The organism is Runella sp. R5_40 (assembly GCF_057652295.1).
In genome coordinates this window covers 37,436-59,196 of sequence record NZ_JBYFCH010000032.1, presented here as the reverse complement: position 1 = coordinate 59,196, position 21,761 = coordinate 37,436, and the positions used below count along the sequence as shown (strand labels likewise).

General features: G+C 44.3%; 14 protein-coding genes. 9 read left to right on the top strand and 5 right to left on the bottom strand.

The window, feature by feature from the left end; genetic code table 11:
- Positions 1-153 precede the first annotated feature (153 nt).
- The 4 genes from AC23N5_RS29285 to AC23N5_RS29270 all read left to right on the top strand — a co-directional run bounded on the left by AC23N5_RS29285 (position 154) and on the right by AC23N5_RS29270 (position 10,551).
- Positions 154-6,543, top strand: coding sequence for a M36 family metallopeptidase (locus AC23N5_RS29285; RefSeq protein ID WP_487758244.1), 6,390 nt, complete (start codon positions 154-156; stop codon positions 6,541-6,543).
- Between the two features lie 173 nt (positions 6,544-6,716).
- Positions 6,717-8,342 (top strand): sensor histidine kinase, encoded by a 1,626-nt coding sequence (locus AC23N5_RS29280; RefSeq protein ID WP_487758243.1) that lies wholly within the window; start codon positions 6,717-6,719, stop codon positions 8,340-8,342.
- A complete protein-coding gene (locus tag AC23N5_RS29275) occupies positions 8,339-9,085 on the top strand; it encodes a LytR/AlgR family response regulator transcription factor (protein WP_487758242.1) in 747 nt (248 codons plus the stop codon). The genes AC23N5_RS29280 and AC23N5_RS29275 overlap by 4 nt, the downstream gene beginning before the upstream one ends.
- Positions 9,086-9,135: 50 nt before the next feature.
- Positions 9,136-10,551 (top strand): DUF4932 domain-containing protein, encoded by a 1,416-nt coding sequence (locus AC23N5_RS29270; protein ID WP_487758241.1) that lies wholly within the window; start codon positions 9,136-9,138, stop codon positions 10,549-10,551.
- Between the two features lie 12 nt (positions 10,552-10,563).
- On the opposite strand, the gene AC23N5_RS29265 is transcribed toward AC23N5_RS29270, so the two are convergent.
- A complete protein-coding gene (locus AC23N5_RS29265) occupies positions 10,564-12,081 on the bottom strand; it encodes a glycoside hydrolase family 30 protein (protein WP_487758240.1) in 1,518 nt (505 codons plus the stop codon).
- Positions 12,082-12,232: 151 nt separating this feature from the next.
- Here AC23N5_RS29265 and AC23N5_RS29260 point away from each other — a divergent pair, with 151 nt between their 5' ends.
- Positions 12,233-12,583 carry a carboxymuconolactone decarboxylase family protein gene (locus AC23N5_RS29260; protein WP_122931428.1) on the top strand — a complete coding sequence of 117 codons (351 nt, stop codon included), beginning with the start codon at positions 12,233-12,235 and terminating at the stop codon, positions 12,581-12,583.
- Here AC23N5_RS29260 and AC23N5_RS29255 read toward each other — a convergent pair.
- Entirely contained in the window at positions 12,573-13,145 is a 573-nt protein-coding gene (locus AC23N5_RS29255; protein ID WP_487758239.1) for a hypothetical protein, read from the bottom strand. The two genes, AC23N5_RS29260 and AC23N5_RS29255, sit on opposite strands and share 11 nt — an antisense overlap.
- Positions 13,146-13,340: 195 nt before the next feature.
- Here AC23N5_RS29255 and AC23N5_RS29250 point away from each other — a divergent pair, with 195 nt between their 5' ends.
- Positions 13,341-15,074 carry a PQQ-dependent sugar dehydrogenase gene (locus AC23N5_RS29250; RefSeq protein WP_487758238.1) on the top strand — a complete coding sequence of 578 codons (1,734 nt, stop codon included), beginning with the start codon at positions 13,341-13,343 and terminating at the stop codon, positions 15,072-15,074.
- Between the two features lie 67 nt (positions 15,075-15,141).
- Here the strand turns inward: AC23N5_RS29250 and AC23N5_RS29245 are convergent, their stop codons facing one another.
- Positions 15,142-16,128: a metallophosphoesterase family protein gene (locus tag AC23N5_RS29245; RefSeq protein WP_487758237.1), complete on the bottom strand. Its 987-nt coding sequence runs from the start codon at positions 16,126-16,128 to the stop codon at positions 15,142-15,144.
- Between the two features lie 187 nt (positions 16,129-16,315).
- Between AC23N5_RS29245 and AC23N5_RS29240 the strand changes: the two genes are divergently transcribed.
- Positions 16,316-17,002: an NUDIX hydrolase gene (locus AC23N5_RS29240; RefSeq protein ID WP_221225737.1), complete on the top strand. Its 687-nt coding sequence runs from the start codon at positions 16,316-16,318 to the stop codon at positions 17,000-17,002.
- 130 nt (positions 17,003-17,132) lie between these two features.
- Here the strand turns inward: AC23N5_RS29240 and AC23N5_RS29235 are convergent, their stop codons facing one another.
- Together AC23N5_RS29235 and AC23N5_RS29230 are read right to left on the bottom strand one after the other, a co-directional pair.
- A complete protein-coding gene (locus AC23N5_RS29235) occupies positions 17,133-18,182 on the bottom strand; it encodes a glycoside hydrolase family 43 protein (protein WP_487758236.1) in 1,050 nt (349 codons plus the stop codon).
- Between the two features lie 85 nt (positions 18,183-18,267).
- The gene (locus AC23N5_RS29230) at positions 18,268-19,734 is read right to left on the bottom strand and encodes an MFS transporter (protein ID WP_487758235.1); all 1,467 of its coding nucleotides are present in this window, start codon (positions 19,732-19,734) and stop codon (positions 18,268-18,270) included.
- Positions 19,735-19,935: 201 nt separating this feature from the next.
- On the opposite strand from AC23N5_RS29230, the gene AC23N5_RS29225 reads away from it, so the two are divergent.
- Both AC23N5_RS29225 and AC23N5_RS29220 read left to right on the top strand, forming a co-directional pair.
- Entirely contained in the window at positions 19,936-20,520 is a 585-nt protein-coding gene (locus AC23N5_RS29225) for an RNA polymerase sigma factor (RefSeq protein ID WP_183978987.1), read from the top strand.
- 75 nt (positions 20,521-20,595) lie between these two features.
- Positions 20,596-21,666, top strand: a complete 1,071-nt coding sequence (locus tag AC23N5_RS29220; RefSeq protein WP_487758234.1) for a FecR family protein — start codon at positions 20,596-20,598, stop codon at positions 21,664-21,666.
- The last annotated feature ends 95 nt before the right edge of the window (positions 21,667-21,761 follow it).

Here is a 21,761-nt window from a genome sequence, read left to right as displayed (position 1 = left end):
TTAAGTAGTATTTTATTGAAAAAGTAGAATAAGGTACCAAAATGATAAATAATTTTGTAGTAATGGTATTTGATTTTGTTTTCTTAGACTAAAATGTTGTTATTGTTCTTGGTTTCATGAAAAACTATACATAAACAACTTAACCAGTCTTGTATGAAGCATATTTCCTTCCAAAAAATGCAAGCTTTCTTGCCTAAACTGTTTTTTTTAGCCCTTTTTACTTGTATTTCTTGGGCTACACAAGCTCAAAATGAAATACAAACGGCTACTCAGTATCTCACTGAAAATGCTACAAAACACAAGCTATTAAAGCAAGATATTGACAGAATGACCGTGTCGAGTGCCTATTTATCGCCTACGACTGGTTGGTATCATATCTATTTTAACCAAACCTTTGAATCGGTTGAGGTTTATAATAGTTTGTTGAGTTTGGTTGTTAAGGATGGACAAGTCCAACACACGACGGGCAGTTTTGTTCCTAACATAGAAGCATTGGTTAACCAAGCTCCAATTTCAGTATCTCCGATACAAGCGTTGCAAAAGGCTGCCCTAGAGGCCAATTTACCCATAAATACCCCAATCCAAATCAGAGAAATTAGTAATACGCCACTTGCTGATGGTACGTCAGGGAAAATAGTCTATCAAGCTGCAAGTATTTCAGATGAGAACATTGTCGTAAAAAAATACTGGTTTCCTTACGAAGTACTTGAAGATGGAAAGCCACATGTAAAAGTAGCGTTAACGTGGAATGTGCAGTTTTTGACCAAAGACCAGCAAAATGGTTGGAGCATGCACATTGATGCGCACACGGGCGAAACCATACGTAAAGTAGATGAAGTGATTCACTGTAGTTTTGGGATGGTACATCGGTCGGGTGCTCCTCACGATTGTTCTTTAGAACACGGATCCTCTGTAGGAACTAATGCTGTTCTTACTCCCAAAGCAACACTGGCACCTGATAATACCTATAATGTTTTTGATTACCCATTAGAGGCTCCTACTTTTGGAAGCCGTAGCCTTGTAGCTTCTCCATACGACAAGTTTGTGCCCTTAGGAACTGGCCCTGGCGCAACCAATGGGTGGCATTTTGATGGAACTACAAGTTATACAACAACCAGAGGGAATAACGTTTGGGCGCAAGAGGATGCTAACAATAATAACGGTACTGGATATAGCCCCACATCATCTACATTAGATTTTAACTATCCTTATACACAAGGACTAAGTACAGCAGCCGCTAACAGAGATGCCGCTATCACCAATTTATTTTATTGGAATAACCTTATTCACGATGTTCTGTGGAAATATGGTTTTGACGAACCTAGTGGTAACTTTCAAAATACCAACCAAGGGCGAGGTGGGAACGGAAATGATTATGTTTTTGCCGATGCGCAAGATGGAGGTGGAACCAATAATGCCAATTTCTTTACGCCAATCGATGGACTTAATGGCCGAATGCAGATGTACCTGTGGACTAATTCGGGAAGTTATCAGCCAGATGGCGATTTTGATAACGGAATCATTGCTCACGAGTATGGGCACGGTTGGTCAACTCGTCTTACAGGAGGACCCAATAATTCGTCCTGCCTTCGAAATGCAGAGCAAGGAGGAGAAGGTTGGAGCGATTATTTAATGTTGATGCTGACGACCGACTGGGCATCACTAACACCGACTGAAGCAAGCGGAAACATTCCTCGGGGTGTTGGTACCTACGCTATTAAACAAGCTACAAACGGAGGAGGTATTCGCCCTTATCGATATGCTTATTTTAACCAAAATACCAATACAGTCAACAGTGCTGTGACCTACGCAGGCGTGGGTAATACCGCCACATTTTCTTTGCCTCACGGTATTGGCTCGATATGGGCTACGATGCTTTGGGATATGACGTGGGAGATTATCCTCCAAGATGCTCAAATAGTGAACAATATTTACTCGACGCCATCCAATGTAATGGATATGAAAGGGAATATTGCTGCGCTTAAATTGGTAAATGAAGGGTTGCGTTTACAGCCTTGTAGTCCTAGTTTTGTACAAGCGCGTGATGCTATTTTGGCTGCCGATGGGCTATTGTTTGGCGGGCGTTACCGCTGTGCGATCGGAAGAGCATTTGCACGCCGTGGCTTAGGTGCCTTGGCTTCTACGGGGGTATCGACCAACGACCGAATTGTAACTGAAGATTTTACTCCAATCTCTGGAGCATCACTAAACTCCCCCGTTGCACTTACTGTTTGTTCTAATCAGCCTTTTAATTATACAGCAACTACACCTACAAGTGGAACAACTTTTAGCTGGACGCGTGATGCCGTATCTGGTATTAGTAATACCGCAGGGTCGGGGAACTCTGCAGCTGTGAGTGAAACTTTGGTCAATACCTCTTCTTTGCCTGTAACCGTCAAATACCGTTTTACATTAAACCCAGCTACCTGCCCAGGCAATGTTATTACCCAAGATGTAAATGTGATAGTGACTCCTACTGTGGCAGCAACGGTACCAGCTTACAGTGTTTGTCAAAATACCGCTGTTCCATCAGGGGAGGGACTGGTTTCTCCTGCTGTATTGGTTAATTCTGTTAGTGGACTTCTTTCTATAAATGATACCTATGTAAGAGGAAGGAATGACAATACCACCGTATATACTGCTGAGCCTGGGTCGCAGTCTCACTATAAAACAATCACTTTTGTAGCACCCAATACTGAGGCTGTTACTTTTGAGGTTACCTATGCTGGGGTTTATAATAGTGATACGTATCTTTCATTATACGAAAGCTCCTTTAATCCAGCAGCACCCGCTACCAATTTTTTACGTGGAGATGATGATATCGACTATTCTGGAGGAAATTATCGGTCACAATTTACGCATACCCTCACTGCTGGAACCACCTACGTTTTAGTAGTTGCCTCATATTACAATTTAGATCCAGGACTATTTATATTACAGTCCACTCCTGCTGTATTTTCAACAGGGCCTACGCAATGGTACTTAAACGCCTCAGGGGGAGCGCCATTGGCAACAGGAAATGTTTTTAATCCAGTAGGTGTGTCGGGTTCTGGAATTGCCAACACAGCGAGCGCGGGCGTCACAACTTTTTATGCGGCGAGTCCATTGTTGTCAGAATGTCGAACACCAGTAACGTTTACGATTACTCCAACGCACAGCATAACGCTCACGTCAGTTGCTTCAACAGAAACCCAAACGGTATGTACCAATACAGCTATTACTCCCATTACGTATTCGTTGGGAGGTGGTGCGACAAATGCCACGGTCACTGGTTTACCTAGCGGCGTCACATATTCAGTAAATGCGGGTGTATTGACTATAAGTGGCTCACCTACCACGGTAGTAGGCAGTCCATTTAATTATAATATTACTACCACGGGCAATGCGTGTACGGTAGCTACTGAGTCGGGGACTATTGCAGTGAACACAACGCATAGCATAACGCTCACGTCAGTAGCTTCAACAGAAACCCAAACAGTCTGTACCAATACGGCTATTACTTCCATTACATATTCGTTGGGAGGTGGCGCGACAAATGCCACGGTCACTGGTTTACCTAGCGGCGTCACATATTCAGTAAATGCGGGTGTATTGACCATAAGTGGCTCACCTACCACGGCAGCAGGTAGCCCATTTAATTATAACATCACCACTTCAGGTAGTTCCTGTACAGCAGCCACAGAGTCGGGAACTATCACAGTTAACTTAGTGCACAGCATAACGTTAACATCAGTCGCTTCAACAAAAACCCAAGCAGTTTGTGTTAATACAGCTATTACTCCCATTACGTATTCGTTGGGAGGTGGCGCGACAAACGCCACGGTCACTGGTTTACCTAGCGGCGTCACATATTTAGTAAATGCGGGTGTATTGACGATAAGTGGCTCACCTACCACGGCAGTAGGCAGTCCATTTAACTATAATATTACTACCACAGGCAATACGTGTACGGTAGCTACTGAGTCGGGGACGATTACGGTTGGAAACGCTCAAACAATTACCCTTACCTCTCCTAGCGCGACGGAGGCTCAGACGCTATGCGTCAATACGGCCATTACCTCAATCGTATATACACTCGGGGGGGGAGCTACGGGGGCGACAGTTGTCGGCTTGCCGTCAGGTGTGACAAGCACTGTCAATGCGGGAGTACTTACAATTAGTGGTTCGCCTACTACGGCTACTGGTAGCCCATTTGGCTACACTATTACAACTACTGGTAGTGTTTGTACACCTACGACCAAAACGGGTACATTGACAGTAAATGCGGCCCATAGCATCGTATTAACTTCTTCCCCAACAACAGAAACGCAGATTGCTTGTATCAATTCTGCCATTGTTCCGATAACGTATGTCTTGAGTGGAGGTGCAACAGGCGCAACAGTGACAGGACTGCCAACAGGTGTTACGAGTGCAATCAACGGAGGGATTCTTACAATTTCGGGTGCGCCTACGACAATTGCAGGTAACCCATTTAGCTATTCTATCACTACCACGGGGAATGCTTGCGCAACGGCTAATGAATCGGGCACTATTACTGTTCAGACTAAGCCAGTATTAACGCTCTCAGTACTTCAACAAACCTTAAACGAAGGCAATAGCCAAATACTCTGTGACATAGATGCGAATCCTGTGAATAGTTTACAGTTTAACGTTTCGGGTACTTGTGGTTCGGGGTCGACTGTTTGGCGTGTTCAAGTAGGTAGTGGCGCATGGAGTGCTTGGTCGGCGACAGTACCAGTTTCCCAATCATCCAATAACCAACCCCACCGCTACCAAGCAGCATGTGATGCTAATTGCCCAACGACTTATACTGGTGCAATTGAGTTGCAGATTAATTACCGTTCGTCGGTACCACAGGCCGTATCTATGGCGGCGGATGGTGTGACCGTTGCTGTTGGTGAGACAAAAGATATCTGTAATGTAGAAGGAAATGAACTGACATTTAATGCCACATGCGCCGCAGGGGAGGTTTTAATTTACTCAGTCGATGGGGGTGAGTATGGTACAACTGTACCAACCCAATTGGTGGATGGCCAATACCACAATTACCGTGTACGTTGCCGCAAATCAGATGGAACAAGTTCGTGCGTAGAAACGGAGTCGGGAGTAATGAGACTACGGTTAATTATGAATTCAATGACCCCTGTAGTTAGTTTGAATGTGACGAGTGGTTGTGGGAACTCAGTAGCATTTACAGGTACTACAAACTGCGGAGCAATGACCTCTATCTGGTACAATGCAACGACGAATACAGCATTACCTAACCTTCCTTCCCAAACGCCAAGTGAAACAGCATCCTACTATGTTCGCTGCCAAGCTGAAGGTGGTTGTTTGAGCGGGAAAAGTAATGTAGTAACTTATACGGTATCGCCTGTCAATACTCCGCCAGTAGTCATGGTGAGCTCGGATGTAGCATGTACAGGAACAGAAGTGACGATATCAACTAACTGCCCTGCAGGAACCAGTGCACTTTGGAATACGGGTGTTACAGAGCCGAGCTTTAAAGTAGCGTTTGCCAATATAACCAAACAAAGTTATTCTGTTCGATGTGTATCATCGAATGGTTGCCAAAGTGGTGTGAGTGCGACCAAAGATGTTTATTGGAAAGCTTATGTTGTGACGTTAATTAATATCGGGGAATCAAAATCATCGGTGAAAACCAACGACCGTGCTGCTTGGGTTAACCAGTTTATCACACGAGATGGTGGCCCTGAGTTGGAACAAAGCACTCAACAAAATCCGACGCTATTTTTTACAGAAAATGTTAACAAGATAGCTCCCCGTTATTGGACAATCAATGTAGATGCTTGTGCCTTGGGAACAGATGGTTCGTTAACGTTTGATATGCTGGCTACCCCTGAGACGGGCCTTCCACGCTCCTTCAATACGCATGAGAACAATGCTCCGTACTTTATGTACGCTAACCGCGAGGGCTGGACAGAATTATACGCGCAAAATCACCCAGCCTACGGTTTCTACGAAAGCAATGGCGCAGGAGGTAACGTGTACGATGCAGGGTTGCCCAAAGGTTTATATAAATTGGGTGTTCGCTACTGGGATCAAAAAGGTTGGGGTAGTATTTATCCATCGACTCGTAAACCTCAAGGCAATGTTCTTGCCTACCAAGAGTACTGGTTTAGAATCCAATCGAAAGATGGGGTAGGGGTAGGCGCAGCGAGAACAGCGGAGAGCAGTCAGCAGTCAGCAGTGAGCGAAGAGGCAAAAAGCAAATGGCAGGGGGCAAATGGCAAAGGGCAAGGGTCGGATAACGAACAACAGATAACCGATAACGGGTCTTTTGCTTCGGTCATGCCCAACCCTGTCACCAACATCCTGCGCTTGAAGGTGCAAAACAGCAAGGGGCAAGAGGTGCAAACTACGTTGACGGATGCAACAGGTCGGGAAGTTTTACGCCGCCAATTTGTCCCCGAAACCAACACGCATCAAGAAGAGTTTGGCGTCAGCGAATTGCCAACGGGTATGTATTTCATGAAGGTGACCACGCCTGAAAAAAGTGCATTGTTGAAAGTAGTGAAATTGTAGTGCTCTTAGCGTATAACAAGGCCCTCGACTAACTTGTCGAGGGCCTTTTTTTTGCCTTGTGGATTGACTTCTAGCTCCTTATTCACAGTCAATCGTGCCAAATTCACATTGAGCAATTGTTTGTTGAAAAATCGACAGATATTTGACCTATCAAAGGTCTTGCTATGAAAACAATGTGCTTATTTTGGTTTATTTTTCTTCTTATTTCTCCGAGTCTTATTGCCCAAATCAATTGGGGAGAGTATTCACAAAGCTTTCCGCAGGGAGCGTTGGACAAACCAGAAACGGTGGCATTGATACTAACGATTCCTAAAACCAACAATTCGTTTTGGGTAACTCAGGAAAATAGTCCGCATTTTCTGTCCCTAGAAAAAGATTCTTCGTTCCGAAAAATTCGTGCGTCCAATGTCGTCGCTCGTACGACGTTTGACGATTCAAAGGCTCATTTTTTCTTGCATGGCGTCAATAAAAACAACGCCCAAGACTTCGAGTTTCGCGTCATGGAATACCCCAGTCAACAGTTACTTGTTTCGTGGCAAAACATCGCTCAGTTGACGGACGAGGCAGTGATAAAAAGCTCTGCGCTTCCACAAATGGCCTATTTGGGTGGCTATAAAACATCGTTGGGCAATGCCCTAATCGTGGATGTTCGCAAGAAGGGGGCAAAGAAAATAGCAGCCACTAGCATCGTGGCGTGGGAGACGATACGGCCTGCGGCAACGGGTATTTTTACGTCCGAGAATCTGGATGTTTTTCTGCAAAAACTTCAATATCCATGGGCTCGCCCTACTTCAAAACATGCAGTGAATTACTCGTTAGATAATCTTCAGCTACCTGCCAACAATGCTCATTTGATTTTTACCCTAAATGCGGAGATTTATACCAAAAATCAAGTCCAATACCAGCTCATGCACAACGACAGAATCGTTCGGCCGTGGAGCGACAACGAATACGACAACAGTTTTATTTGGCTCAAAGATTTTTCGTCAGGGCGGTATAAAATTCAGATTCGCTACGCCGTTCAACCCCAACACGTTACTGAATACGCTTTTGAAGTAGCTCCTCATTGGTACCAAACATGGTGGTTTAAAACCGTCATTGCAGGCATCGGAATGGTGGTGGTTGGATTGGGCGTTTTTATCTATTTGTTGATTCGTCAGCGGCGACGGACTCAACAAGAGATGGCCCACAAACAAAAACTCCAGTTGGAACTCAAGGCGTTGTATGCACAACTCAATCCTCATTTTATTTTCAACGCCCTCAGCTCTATTCAAGGGCTCATCAACCGCCAAAATTTAAAGGGGGCTAATGATTATTTGGCGGATTTTGCCCAACTACTGCGCGAAACGCTGACCCAAACTAGTCAAGAAGAAACCTCACTTTTTCAAGAACTACAAACCATGGAAACCTACCTGAAATTGGAACAGCTACGGTTTGGGTTTCGCTATTCTATGGAAGTCGATACACAACTGGATGTATATGCAACCAGCTTACCGCCCTTACTTTGGCAACCCTTGGTCGAAAATGCCATCAAACACGGGATTTCGGTTTTGCAGGAAAAAGGGGTCATAAGCGTTCTATTTCAACAAAAAGGAGGGGTGTTGTGCTTAATAATTAGGGATAACGGGCAAGGTTTTGACACAAAAATACCAACAACGGGTTTTGGGTTAAAACTCACTAAAGAGCGAATCTCCTTGCTGAATCAACTCAACCATGCACAACCCATTTCGCTCACAATCGAAACTCCCGCCGATTGGGGCACGCAAGTGACCCTCACTTTTAACCACTGGTTTGTATGAAAGCAGTACTCATCGACGACGAGCCTCACAACTTGAGCAATTTAAAGTCGCTTCTGGCGACGTACTGCCCACAAATTGAGGTATGTGCAGTAGCCAAAAATGCCGAAGAGGGCAAAACAGCCCTTTATAAATATCAACCTGATCTTCTTTTTCTGGATATTCAAATGCCCCAACAGGATGGTTTTGAACTGCTTCGTAGCCTTACTGAATACGATTTTGAGGTAATTTTTGTGACTGCTTACGACCAATATGCCATCAAAGCGATGCGCTTTTCGGCGGTGGATTACCTGCTCAAACCCGTCGCGATTAGTGAATTACAGGTCGCCGTTGAACGAGCGATTAAACAACGTGAGTTAAAAATTCAGAACCAACAAATCGGGTATTTGATGAAATGGCTCACCTCTCAAGCCCAAAAAGAAGAGCTACAAATTGCACTTTCGACCTTGCAAGAAACCCGTTTTGTCAAAACCAGTGAAATCATTCGTTGCGAGTCATCCAACAATTACACCACGTTTTTTTTGAACGAAGGCACCACGTTGGTCGTTAGCAAACCCATTTACGAATACGACGACCTTCTGAGCAGTCATGGTTTTTTGCGCTGCCATCAGTCGCATTTGGTCAATAAATCCTTCATTAAAAGTTGGAAAAAAGAATACGGCGATTTTTTACAACTCGCCGATGGTTCGCAAGTACCCGTGTCGCGTGGCAAAAAAGATGCTATCAAGAGGGCGTTGAACCTCTGAGCATTCAAAAAAACAGTTTCCCTTTTCTATCAAAAACTCTATTTAAACTGATGAAAAACGTATCAGCTACCCTTGTTATGCTCTTTTGGAGCTATTTAACGCTTTTGGGACAAGCCGCTTCTCCTGTTCGGCTGTCGGAAACGTACGAGTTAGCAAACATTATTTTGGCCCTGACCGATTACGGAAAAACAGACCCTTGGGAGGTATCGCAGCAATCGGCCTATTACCAAGAAGTGTGCACGTATTTCGATGCTCATCGTCATCATCCTCTGTTGTCAAAAGTCAATTATTCGCGCCAACAATGGCAAAACTACCTCAGTTTTCGCACTGATTCGTACGCTTTTACTTTCGATGAATCCAACCATCTTGTTCGCAAAATCGCCTTTTCGGCCAATTCGGGATTTAATCCTTTTGAAGAAAATTTGGCGCTGATTGAAGATTTTGTACAAACCACTCGTTTTCGTCAATTTTATACCAACCATATTCCTTATTACGAAGGGCTTGCTTCGGCCTATTTGGTTTCGCAGCGGTACCCCGAAATGCTTCAATTTTTAGAAAAAGAATTGGGAAAACAATCCACACTCAGCTCGTACGCGATTGTCATGTCGCCGTTGGTCGGACGGATGAACTGCCACCGAGTTGTCGAAGGAGTGGGAACTGATTTTATTACCCTTCCATCGTTTATTCTCACGGGTAAAACCCTCCAAACGGCGAGTCTGGAAGAAATTGCTTCGGGTACTCACATGTTGTTTACCGAGCTAGACCACGCGTTTGTCAATCCAATGACCGAATTGCACCAATCGTTGGTCAAAACCCACTTTTCAAACCAACGTTGGGATACAGGCAGCGGGTATGAAAAAGATAGCCTGGCTACGTTCAATGAATACATGACATGGGCAGTGTATAATTTGTACGTTCATCATTATTTCCCAAATGTTTCAAAGAAAGTTAGTCTCGACTGGGCCATGCAAAACGAGACGCGAGGGTTTTATGCTAGTAATTTGTTTAACAAAGAGTTAGAGGTAATGTATCAAAAGCGAAAAGCAGGACAAACCCTCCAAGATTTGTATCCTAATTTCATCAAACGTCTTGGGAAACTTCAAAATCATGTCCAAAAACCAGTCATCCAAAGCTCTAATTTATCTGACAAAAACCTTGCAGATACGGTAGCGAATTTTGTGGTGTATTTTTCTGAACCCATGATAAAAGCAGACTCATTCGACGTCATTATCGCGACCGAAAAAGAAGGAAAAATGTCCAAAGAGCGACAAGTAAAAGTGTCTAAAAAACAAGGGCTATCGTGGTCTAAAGACGGAAAAAGCGCCCAATTTACCCTTCATTTGGTTCATGGCTTGAATTATGTATTCTTCAACGTTCCTTGGCAAACCAAGACCCCGCTTTGTGCCCAAACGGGAGTTCATTTGACTCCTTACAGTCAGCTAAAAACAACCGTAGTGCCCCAATAATCAGCAAATCGACTACTTTTCTACCAGCGTAACAATGCTTTTTCCTTTGATTATCAATGAGTTTGAAGAAAGAGATATTGGGTTCAAGTCTTCGCTTTCGGAAGTCGTAAATGCCTCCCAACGGCTTCGTTTTTTGGAAGTTACGTTAGGTTGTATAGCGATTGGATTATCACTTGCATTGACAAGGACCGTTACCAATCGCCCATCGGTGTTTTTGTAAGACGATGCGTACAACGCTTGGTTGGTTTGGCTTAACGTCACAGCCACGCGAACCGCTCCTGGACGGATAAATCGGCTGTAATTACCCAACGCCCACAGCATTTTGGAGGGCTGAAAATGGCCGTCAGTTTTGTTTTTTTCAATGTAAATCAAGCCATCTTTGTAATTGTAGGGCGAAATGGCCAGCCACCAGTGCCAGGCTGTCGCGTTGGCATGGGTCAGGTCGTTGTGAATCAATGTTGCTACGTACACCGCAGGACTCATGCCAAGGTCTTTTCCTGAGCCATTGATTTCGCCGCCGTTGTCTCCCAAAATGCAATATTCCGACATCCAGTAACGTACCTCCTGCTGCTTGTTCAGTTCGGTAAGTACTTGTTTACGAACGTTGACCGCCTTGTCATAGGGCGAAGACGTAAAGTAACTATGCCCCGAAATAGCCCGCGTCAGTTGGGACAAATCGCCAAGATAATCGGGAGAGTTTTTGTCAAAAAATGCTTGAATTTGATTGCCTTTGCCCGCCCGACCGTGCTCAGAATACAAAAACTCCAATTGACCTGCCTCCGCCACGTTGATTTGGGTCGATAACTTAGCGTTTACCAAGGATTTGTTTAAGGCACGACAAATACCCGCTATTTGCTGGTTATAAAAGGGTGTTCCTTCTTGGCCTCCATCGCTCCAATCCCACTGTGGTTCGTTGACAGGACTGATGTAGTTGAAACTTACCCCCGTTTTTGCTTGAATTCCTTTTAGACTTTGGGCCATAAAATCGGCAAAATCGTTGTATCGTTCGGGGCTAAGGTTGGGGTTTTTATTGGTAGCGAAGCCTTTGCCATTGGTGGTAAATGAAACGGGAGGACTGTTAGGGAAAGCCAAAAAATAAGGTACGCCCCGTTGTTTGGCTGCTTCTAAAAACCAGCGTTGCCCCGCTTGTTTGTCCCAATCGTAGGTACCGTCGGGCCGTAAAAAAGACTCAGCCCGCCGCCATTCGTCTTTGATTCCGCTGTTGGCGCCTTGTTCGGTCGTTCCAGCCCCAAGGTTGAAGCGCCAAAGCGAAAGCCCAATGCCTTTTGGCTGTCCGTTTGGTGACAATTCACGGCTAAATAGCAAATCGGCGATGGCATTGCGTTTGGCATCGGGCCACTGTCCCACAAACTGACACGACCACGCATCGGAGGCGCCAAAATGCTCGATGGTTTGATACGTAACACTAGGGTTTATGACGATTTGAACAGCCGAACCCAAGGGTTTTTCTTTTTGGCCATAACTTGTTAGCCAGCAAAACAAAGCAAGTACACACAGAATAGGTTTCATATCCCTATAAGTAAAAAGGGGTAAGTTTTTACCGCCAACCAGCGTTTGCAACGTGATTTGAAAAGCTAACCCAAAACTTTTTACAAACAGAGTAATTTTAGTAAAAAAACGATTTTTAAGTACATCAATTTTACCTTTTCTATACAACTCAATGACGACAGAATACCAATCGCCGAAAGACCGCGCCTACGTGGAAACGCTCATTAATGCCGCTTCAAAAGAAGCCGCCGCATTTTTAAACTTAAAATACACCGCCGAACGCAAAGACGGTGTGATTCCAATCAAGTACCGTGAACTAATGTCGGTGGCTGTAGCCCTCACTACGCAATGCGCTTATTGCATTGAGTCACACATAAAAAATGCCGTTGAAGCAGGCGCCACTCGGGAAGAAATTGCCGAAACGGTATTTATCGCAGCCGCACTTCGGGCAGGAGGAGCCGTGGGAACGGGCCTTCTCGCCATGCGTCTTTTTGAAGACGAAAAGAAAAACGTTACAACTTAAACTTGAAACGTCCTTTCTTAAAATGGAGTTGTTTGCCTTGCTTATTGACAAGATGAAGTTCAAACTTCCCTTTTAACGCCCCTGTTTCCGAGTCGTATTTTGTAATGTGTATCCAACTTTTGCCCACAGCCCTAAAATCATCTACCACACTGACACTTTCTCCCTTGAGGATATGGGCTCCGTCAGGGTTGGTTTGGAAATGAAATAGCCTCGCTTTGGTGTCGAGAGAAGGCAAGCACGGATCTGGATTCCCTAGGTCGTATTTGCCTTCTGCCAAAGGAATAACGAAAAAATCTAAATGTTGCTTTGCGTGACAATTTTTGGGGCATCCCGTTGGTTTAGGTGCGCGAGTCAAGTCAAACGGAATGTCGGTTGTGGCTCCAAATCCAAACCTGGGAAGTGAGCAATTCTTTATTTTTTCTTCGTTGACAAGGCTCCCTTGCCCCATACCGTACCAACGTTTATTGTCTAATTTCCCCGAAATTGTAAATGAACGGTAGCAACCTGAACATACGAAGGCTAACAAAAGGCAGCAGTAGCTGACAAAGGAATTGGATTTCATGTCTTATGGAAGAATTAAATGGTTGGATTTGGCTAGAAAAGTACCAAAAACGCTTCATTATTGCTAGTAATATCCCTAAAAATCAAAAAATTGAGTTTGGGTTTTTCATGGAAAGAAATAAGCGAAACGAGCGTTTTCAATCTAGTTGAGTATGCACCCGCTTCTGCTTCCTTTTTAAGGAAATCTGTTCACAATATGTTTCAAAAACCCCTCACACCCTTTTTTAAAAAGAGTTCTTATTGGCTATTTTTTGCCATTTCCTTGAGTCAATGGAATGTTTTTGCCCAAACATCCTACACTACTGATGCCAAAACACTGGCCAAAGGGCAGCAGCTTTTTCAGGCCAATTGCTCCACTTGTCATAATTTCCTTCAAAAAGGAATAGGGCCAAGTTTGGAACGAGCCACGACCGAATTACCCGCCGATTGGCTGAAAAAAGTCATCCACAATGCCCCCGAGGTACTTGCCAGCGGGGATGCTCGCCTAACCAAACTTTTTGAAGATTACAAGCAAGTCATGCCTCCCTTCACGCAACTCAAAGGTGCTGAAATTGAGGCTATTTTGGCTTTTATTCATAAAAATCAGAAAGAACTAGCCCGCGACAAAGAAGCAGTGGGGGCGGTGTTGGACCCATTGCCCGAAAAGATTAAAAAGGAAGGTTGGCAAATGCAACTTCGGTACCTCTCAACCGCTCCTGTCACAGGCCCCAAAGCACCATTGGCACGTATCAATAAAATGCTTGTGCTGAAAGGTCAGAAAGACCGCGTTTTTGTTTCGGACTTACAAGGGATTTTATACGAACTGATTAATAATCAGTGGAACGTAGCCTTAGATATTCGTAAAGAACGGCCTCAATTTATTTCGTCTCCTGGGTTAGCTACGGGCTTGGGGAGCTTTGCTTTTCACCCTGATTTTTCCCAAAATGGCTTGTTATACACCACGCACACCGAAAAAGCAAACAGTGCTTTGGCCGATTTTCGTTATGCTGATTCCATCAAAGTCACTCTGCAATGGGTGATTAAGGAATGGAAAATCGCCAATTCGGGCACGATTCCTTTTGCGGTAAAAGGGCGTGAGTTGTTTCGTATAAACATGGTTTCGCCCATTCACGGAATGCAGGAAATTACTTTTAACCCACTTGCCAAAGCAGGGGATAAAGAATACGGGTTGATGTACATCGGCATTGGTGACGGCGGCGCTTCCGAAAATGGTTTTCCTCACATCTGTAATAGCACCAACGGAGCGTGGAGTTCGGTGTTGCGCATCGACCCTCTTGGGAAAAATAGCCGAAACGGTCGTTATGGCATTCCTGAAAGTAATCCTTATGCCAATGCTACTTCGCCCTCGACCGTCAAAGAAGTATTTTGCCGAGGGTTTCGCAATCCCAACCGTATCACGTGGAGTCCTGATGGAAAAATGCTCATTACTGACATCGGACAAACCAACATCGAAGAGTTGAACCTTGGAAAAGCAGGGGCAGATTACGGCTGGCCCGACCGCGAAGGAACGTTCGTGATTAATCCGCGCGGACGAATGGATAAAGTGTTTCCATTGCCTGCCAACGAACCTCCGCAAAAATATACCTATCCCATCATGCAGTACGACCACGACGAAGGGAAAGCCATTGGGGGAGGATTTGTATATCAAGGCAAAGCCAATCCTGATTTACAAGGGAAATACGTGTTTACGGACATTAACAACGGGCGGGTGTTTTTGGCAGAAAATGCGCAATTTGTTCAAGGTAAGAGTGCTCATATTCAAGAGATTGAGTTGGTGATTGACAACCAACCTGCCGACTTTTTTCAATTGCATTCTCCCGCCAAACCCGATCCACACATTGGCGTTGGGTTAGACAACGAAATGTACGTTTTTACCAAAGCCGACGGGAAACTTTATCAAGTAGTAGGCTTTTCACGCAAGGCTAAATAACAAGAATGGGATGTTGGGAGCAGTTTTGGCCCCAACATCCCATTCAATATTCGTCTTTCAGTTTTCTCTATTTTTTGGTCGCAAATGGAAACGTGACGGGGTACAAAATGGCTCCGTCAAACTCCCGAATAAAGGTCGAAAACTGCTTTTTACCTTCTTTTAATTCAATGATGCGAGCGCCATTTTTGGTACGCAAATAGGTATTTTCACTTCCCGAAAAACATCCGTACGTCAACGCGATTCCGTAATATTCTACCAAATAATCATTTACGTGGTCGTGCCCTACAAACGTCCCTAATACGTCTCCTGATTCTACCATCGCGGCAAACATCCCCGAATTGATACTTGGCGGACACTCGTTTTCGTAACGGACGCCACGGCGGCGATTTTTGATGTTATCAAACGCCATTCGGTACTCAGGCAACGGAATATGAAAAAAGGCCAAGGCGGGTAAAGTATCTTTCTGGGTTTCTTTGAACTTGGCACTGGTTTTCCGAAACCAATCTACTTGATTATGATTAAACCAGCCGTAGCCATCTACCCGATGTTTTATTTTTGAATAAGCGTGCGAATCCATCGCGTAGAGAATCGCCGCGTTGGCGCCCGATTTTCCCTTCACGGTAATCGCGGCATTTAAGTAACCATCTACTCCTGGAATCGACGGAATTTTATTCAAAAGATAAGGTTTTGTGGCTACGTATGCAGCTACTTCTGCTCGCTTCATTTCGCTTTCGTCATCGTGATTTCCCAACGTAACGATATAAGGGATTTTGCGCGAAATCACCACTTCCAGCACTTCGTCCCAACCTTGTTTGGTAGGAGCGCTGACCACCACATCACCCGTAAAGACCACCAAATCAGGTTTTTGTTCGTCGAGCGTGGTGCGCATCATCGAAATGGATTTTTTGGATGGTTCCGCTCCTGCTTTGTAGTGCAAATCGGTAAACTGAACAATGCGAAAAGTGCTGTCGGAGCGGAATTTTAATTCTTGGGCCTGAACGGCAGAGATGATAAATAAGAGAAGGGCAGAGAGTGAAATAAATCTGTTTTTCATATAAATGGTTAAGTTAGACAAGAAATTACGGTTGTGGATTTAATACGTTTGAAAAGTAAAAGTGTCCTATTGAGCGCATTTTTATTTGTGCCAAAAATAAAACAAGAGAAATTAAGGGAATGTTATCAATTAGCCGTACTATCTTTACTCTCATTAATGAAGTTGTTTCATCAAACCGTCATTCCTCTTGAATTTCACCGACGAGATTATAGACGCCCTGTCTATTGATTGCCTTATTTTTGGATTTAAGGATGCCCAACTTTCCATTCTTTTGGTCAAACACGGAATCGGTCCGACCTTAGGTCAGTGGGCTTTGCCAGGAAGTTGGATAAAATACAATGAAAGTATCGACGAGGCCGCAGGGCGCATTTTGTCGTCACAAACTTCCGTGGAGAATATCTATTTAGAGCAGTTTAAAACTTTCGGGGAAGTCCGTCGATTTTCTCCTCGGAGGGTCATCACGATTGCTTATTATGCTTTGGTCAATATCGAAAAATTTGAGCTGCATCCAGGGCCTACCGAAGCCGATGTGTCTTGGTTTAACATCCAAGAAGTACCAACTATGCCTTTTGACCACAACAAAATTTTTGAAGATTGCCTCAGTTTTTTGAAACATAAAATCCAGCACGAACCCATCGGATTCAATTTGCTTCCTGCAAAATTCACGCTTTTACAATTGCTCGAACTCTACGAAGCGATTCTAGGACAAAAACTCGACAAATCGAATTTTAGAAAGAAGTTCCTGAAAATGAACCTATTGGTGGACACCCAAGAACGCCAACAAGACGTATCGCACCGTGCCGCGACCTTGTATCGGTTCGACGAAAGTGTGTATAATAAACTCCTAGAAAAAGGGTTTACGTTTGAAGTATAGCCCTTGGTCTGACGATCGCCTGACCAAGGGCTACGGTCAGACGACAGTCAGACCGAAAAGAGCTATAGGTCAGACGGTAGTCAGACCGAAAACGGCTACAGGCCAGACGATAGTCAGACCGAGAGTACTATTACAATTGCCCTTCGGTCTGACTATCGTCTGACCGAGTGTATGGCACAATCGGTTGAATTTTTCCTTCGGCATCGTAAAAAATCTCCGTCATTTTGATGCTTCGAAGGTGCGTAACCCCTTCTGAGAGGCTCGAATCATGGTAAAAAAGATACCATTTCCCTGCTACTTCACAGATTGAGTGGTGGGTTGTCCAGCCTACTACGGGTTGAAGAATTTGGCCTTGGTACGTAAAAGGCCCGTAAGGCGAATCACCCGTGGCATAGCAAATGTAGTGCGTATCGCCCGTCGAATACGAGAAATAGTACTTGCCATTGTAGCGGTGCAGCCAAGGCGCTTCAAAAAAACGACGCTCATTGTCGCCAGCCAACAACAAATTTCCTGCTTCATCCAAAATCTGTACGTCTAGCGGGCTTTCGGCCAGCTCCAATAGATTGTCGGTTAACTTGGCAATTTTTGGACAAAGTGCCGTTTCGTGGGCTAATGGTTCTTGATTTTCAGCGTGATAGACGTTGTCGCGGTACTTTTGTAATTGTCCGCCCCAAATTCCCCCAAAGTACAAATAATAACTTCCATCGGCGTCTTCAAATACCGCAGGGTCGATGCTGTAACTGTCTTTTATTGGTGATTTTTCGGCCACGAAAGGCCCTGTTGGTGATGTTGAAACGGCCACCCCGATTTGAAAAATTCCTTCGTGGTTTTTGGCAGGAAAATAAAGGTAGTACTTGCCGTCTTTGTGCGCGGCATCGGGCGCCCACAACTGCCGTTCGGCCCACGGAACATCGTTTACGTGCAGCGCCACCCCGTGGTCAACCACTTCACTATTCACGGATTCCATCGAAAAAACGTGGTAATCTTCCATGCCAAAATGGTCGCCGTTGTCATTAAACGGAATGCCTGCGTCAATGTCGTGGGAAGGATAAATATAAATTTTTCCGTCAAAAACGTGCGCCGATGGGTCGGCTGTAAACAAATGTGAAACCAACGGTTGAGAAATTGCTCGTTCGTTAAGTTTTTCAAAATCAATGTGCTCGATGCTATCTTCTGGCATTGTTTTATTTTTTATTAATTGCTGTAATCAACTTTGGTTGGATGTAAGAAACGTTTATCACTTCGACGAAGGAGAAGCCCAACACCTACCGCTGACGTTTTTCCTTCAAGTCAGCTTCAATTTGTACTTCCATCGTTTTGTTGATTTCGTACCAAAACAACAAAGCGACGCTTACGAGAAAAATCAATCCTGGGTAAATACTCACGGCCATTTTGATGCCGTTGACAGCCCCTGCCGTTTGTTCGGTTTGTTCGGCTACATACCCATAATTTGATAAAATTCCCGCTCCGAGCGACCCACCAATGCTTAGCCCTGCTTTCAGACCAAAAATCATGGCAGAAAAGATAATGGCCGTAGCGCGGCGGTTGTTTTTCCACTCCGAATAATCGGCGACGTCGGCAATCATGGCCCAAAGCAACGGAATCGTTACGCCGTAGGTAAAGCCGTGGAGAATTTGAGTGAAAAAAACGAGGCCAATACTGTCTTTGGAATAAAAATTAAACATCAATAAACACAGCGCCGACAGTGCCAAAAAGATTCCGAAGATGTTTCGTTTGCCAAAACGGTCGGCCAGCGGTTTAGAGAACATGATTCCGACAATCATAAAAATAATTCCACCCGCATTAAAAACGCTGTTGGCCGAAGTGGGGGCATCTTCGGGCCACTCAAACTTTCCTAAGCCTAAACCCGTAATGGTGGCGTTTAAGCCCCGAATAAAGTCGTTAAAACCAATGGAATCGAGGTAAGCTGCTTCGGCAGCGTGGTCGAGGTAGTAGTTAAAATAATAAATGTACATACCGCCTTTGAGGGCTAAGGTGACAAAAATGAGAATGGTCACCAACAGCATTATAACCCAAGGCTTGTTCTTAATAAGGTCAGTTAAATCTTGTTTAATGGAGTTTTTTTCTTCAACGGGCGGTACTATACGCTCTTTGGTGGTTAAAAAAGTAATCCAAAAACAAATCACGCCTACAATGGCAAAAAAGAGCATCACTTTTTCAAACCCAACGGCTTTGTTTCCGTGGCCCAACGACAACGCCAAAGGAAGAAGTAACGATTGGATGATAAATTGGGCAACCATCACGGCCACAAAACGATAGGAGGAAAGGCTGTTTCGCTCTTTCATGTCGCCCGTAATGACGCCACTGAGTGCCGAATACGGCAGATTGTTGGCCGAATACACAATCACGAGCAACAGATAGGTGGTGAGGGCGTAGATAACTTTGCCCGTGTCACCAAAATTAGGCGTAGAGAAAGCCAACAAAGAAATAATCCCAAAAGGTAAGGAAGTCCAGATAATCCACGGACGGAATTTTCCCCAGCGCGTGTTGGTGCGGTCGGCAATGAGGCCCATCAAGACATTAAAGAATGCCCCCAACAAACCTCCCACAAAAATGATGATACTGGCCGTACCCGCGGGGATTTTGTAAACGTCGGTGTAGAAATACGCCAAAAAGGTCATTAACGTCTGAAAAATGAGGTTGGCAGCCAAATCTCCGAGACTGTAACCGATTTTTTCAATGACCGAAAGTTGCTGATTACTGGAATTCATTGCTAGTGTCCGTTAAAGGTTAATTGGAAGCATAAGTGGGGTTATGGTAGTTTTTACTATAATATATTGGTAATTTTTTTTAGCCCCAAAAAAATAAATCACAACTTATTGTAAATAATACCATAAGATAATAAAACTTTATTACTTTTGTTAGACTATTCACAAAAAATCTTTGTTTGATTATATTAGCTCGATTTCACTATGGCTTCTTCAGTTCAAGACCATGTTCTATGGAAATCATATCGAGAAGGCGATAAGCAGGCGCTTGGCATGATTGTCGAGCGTTATTATCGTACGTTGCGGCGTTATGGTCTAAAGTTTATGATTGATGAAGCGGCGGTGGAGGATTGCATTCAGGATTTATTTTTGCAACTGTGGCAAAATCGGCTTCAAATCAATGACACCTGTTCGGTCAAACATTATCTGCTGAAATCGTTGCGGAGCCATATCATTCAGTTTTTACGGATTGAAAAACATTTTACCCACCAAGAACCCGATTGGGACACGGCTTTGCCGAAAGAAATAGATGTTGAAACGCTTCTCATTCAGGAAGAAGTGGCTTTGTTCCAAATCAATGAACTCAAACGACAACTAGATACGCTCCCTGCCCGCGAACGCGAAGCGCTCTATTTAAAGTACTACGAAAACTTATCGGTGGCAGAAATTGCCGAAACGATGAATGTCAACCGTCAGTCGGTTTCTAATTTTCTACAAAAAGCACTGACCAAATTGCGTAGCCGTTGGTTGGTTGCTCCCCTTTATTGGTTCATTTGTCTTTTCCTCTAAAAAAAATTAACCTTCGTTAGGGTATCTCGTTTGGGTATCTTCATACTATCATTAAAAATAGTAGAAAAGTACCAAATGAAACCATTTCCCAATCCCCATTCTGTTACCGAACTGCTCGAAGATGAAGCTTTCCAGCGATGGATGAAGGAGCGACGTCGGGAAGACCGTTGGTTTTGGGAAGAATGGCTTCAAGTGTATCCCGAAAAAAGAGATTTGTACGAACAGGCCGTTGCGGCTTTCTTACTGATTGAAGGTAAAGAGGATAATCTCACGGACGATGACGTAGCCCTAAAAACAGACCAAATTTTGGCCTCCATTCCCGATGATTCTGTCAATAATATCAAACCGCTCCTGGGTTGGACATGGGTGCGCTGGGTAGCGGCGGCGATTGTGATTGGCCTTGCCACGTGGTACCAATTCTTGCCTAAGCCCCAAGATGCCACCTTAACGTCCAGAAATGAAGAAAAGGCATTGGAGGAAGGAAAATGGACACGAGTAAGTAATACGGGTCAGCAGCCAATGGTGGTGCTGTTGCCCGATAATTCGTCGGTCGTCTTGTCGCAGGGGAGCAGTGTGCGTTTTCGGAAAGAAATAAGTAAAATCAAACGAGAAGTGTTTTTGCAAGGCGAAGGCTTTTTTGAAGTAGCCAAAGATGCCCAAAAACCATTTTTTGTTTATACCAATAGTCTCACTACCAAAGTGTTGGGGACAAGTTTTCAAGTGCGTTCTTTTGAAGGAGAAACCGTGTCGTTGGTAAAAGTAAAATCGGGGAAAGTGGCGGTTACGTCGGTGGCAGCCCCCAATAAACCGACTTTTCTGACCGAACATCAGCAACTCAGTATTGTTACCAAAACAAACGAAGTAATTCAAAAAACGAGCGACAATGTAGCCGAGAACCCCACTGCCATCGTCAATCAACAGTTTACGTATGAGTTTGCGCCCGTTTCGGAAATTTTTGGCCAATTGCAAGAAGCATATCACCTCCCGATTCAGTACGACCACGAAAAACTACAATCTTGCACGTTTACGGGGCAACTTAATGATGTACCATTTCTTGAAAAAATCCGATTGATCTGTCTGACCATTGAAGCAACCTATGAAGTCGTTGATGATAAAGTGATTATTCACAGCCAAGGCTGTAATTAGTTGTTGTTCATTCTTTCTTTAACCTATCTATTAAAAAGTATGAGTTAGATTCTATCACTTTCCTTTTCCCCAAAAAAGAAAAGCGATAGTGCTCC

Coding starts and splice junctions, on each gene's coding strand:
- AC23N5_RS29230 (WP_487758235.1), bottom strand. CDS start 19,734: ATGAATTCCAGTAATCAGCAACTTTCGGTCATTGAAAAAATCGGTTAC.
- AC23N5_RS29270 (WP_487758241.1), top strand. CDS start 9,136: ATGAAAAACGTATCAGCTACCCTTGTTATGCTCTTTTGGAGCTATTTA.
- AC23N5_RS29265 (WP_487758240.1), bottom strand. CDS start 12,081: ATGAAACCTATTCTGTGTGTACTTGCTTTGTTTTGCTGGCTAACAAGT.
- AC23N5_RS29255 (WP_487758239.1), bottom strand. CDS start 13,145: ATGAAATCCAATTCCTTTGTCAGCTACTGCTGCCTTTTGTTAGCCTTC.
- AC23N5_RS29280 (WP_487758243.1), top strand. CDS start 6,717: ATGTGCTTATTTTGGTTTATTTTTCTTCTTATTTCTCCGAGTCTTATT.
- AC23N5_RS29275 (WP_487758242.1), top strand. CDS start 8,339: ATGAAAGCAGTACTCATCGACGACGAGCCTCACAACTTGAGCAATTTA.
- AC23N5_RS29225 (WP_183978987.1), top strand. CDS start 19,936: ATGGCTTCTTCAGTTCAAGACCATGTTCTATGGAAATCATATCGAGAA.
- AC23N5_RS29250 (WP_487758238.1), top strand. CDS start 13,341: ATGTTTCAAAAACCCCTCACACCCTTTTTTAAAAAGAGTTCTTATTGG.
- AC23N5_RS29245 (WP_487758237.1), bottom strand. CDS start 16,128: ATGAAAAACAGATTTATTTCACTCTCTGCCCTTCTCTTATTTATCATC.
- AC23N5_RS29285 (WP_487758244.1), top strand. CDS start 154: ATGAAGCATATTTCCTTCCAAAAAATGCAAGCTTTCTTGCCTAAACTG.
- AC23N5_RS29220 (WP_487758234.1), top strand. CDS start 20,596: ATGAAACCATTTCCCAATCCCCATTCTGTTACCGAACTGCTCGAAGAT.
- AC23N5_RS29260 (WP_122931428.1), top strand. CDS start 12,233: ATGACGACAGAATACCAATCGCCGAAAGACCGCGCCTACGTGGAAACG.
- AC23N5_RS29235 (WP_487758236.1), bottom strand. CDS start 18,182: ATGCCAGAAGATAGCATCGAGCACATTGATTTTGAAAAACTTAACGAA.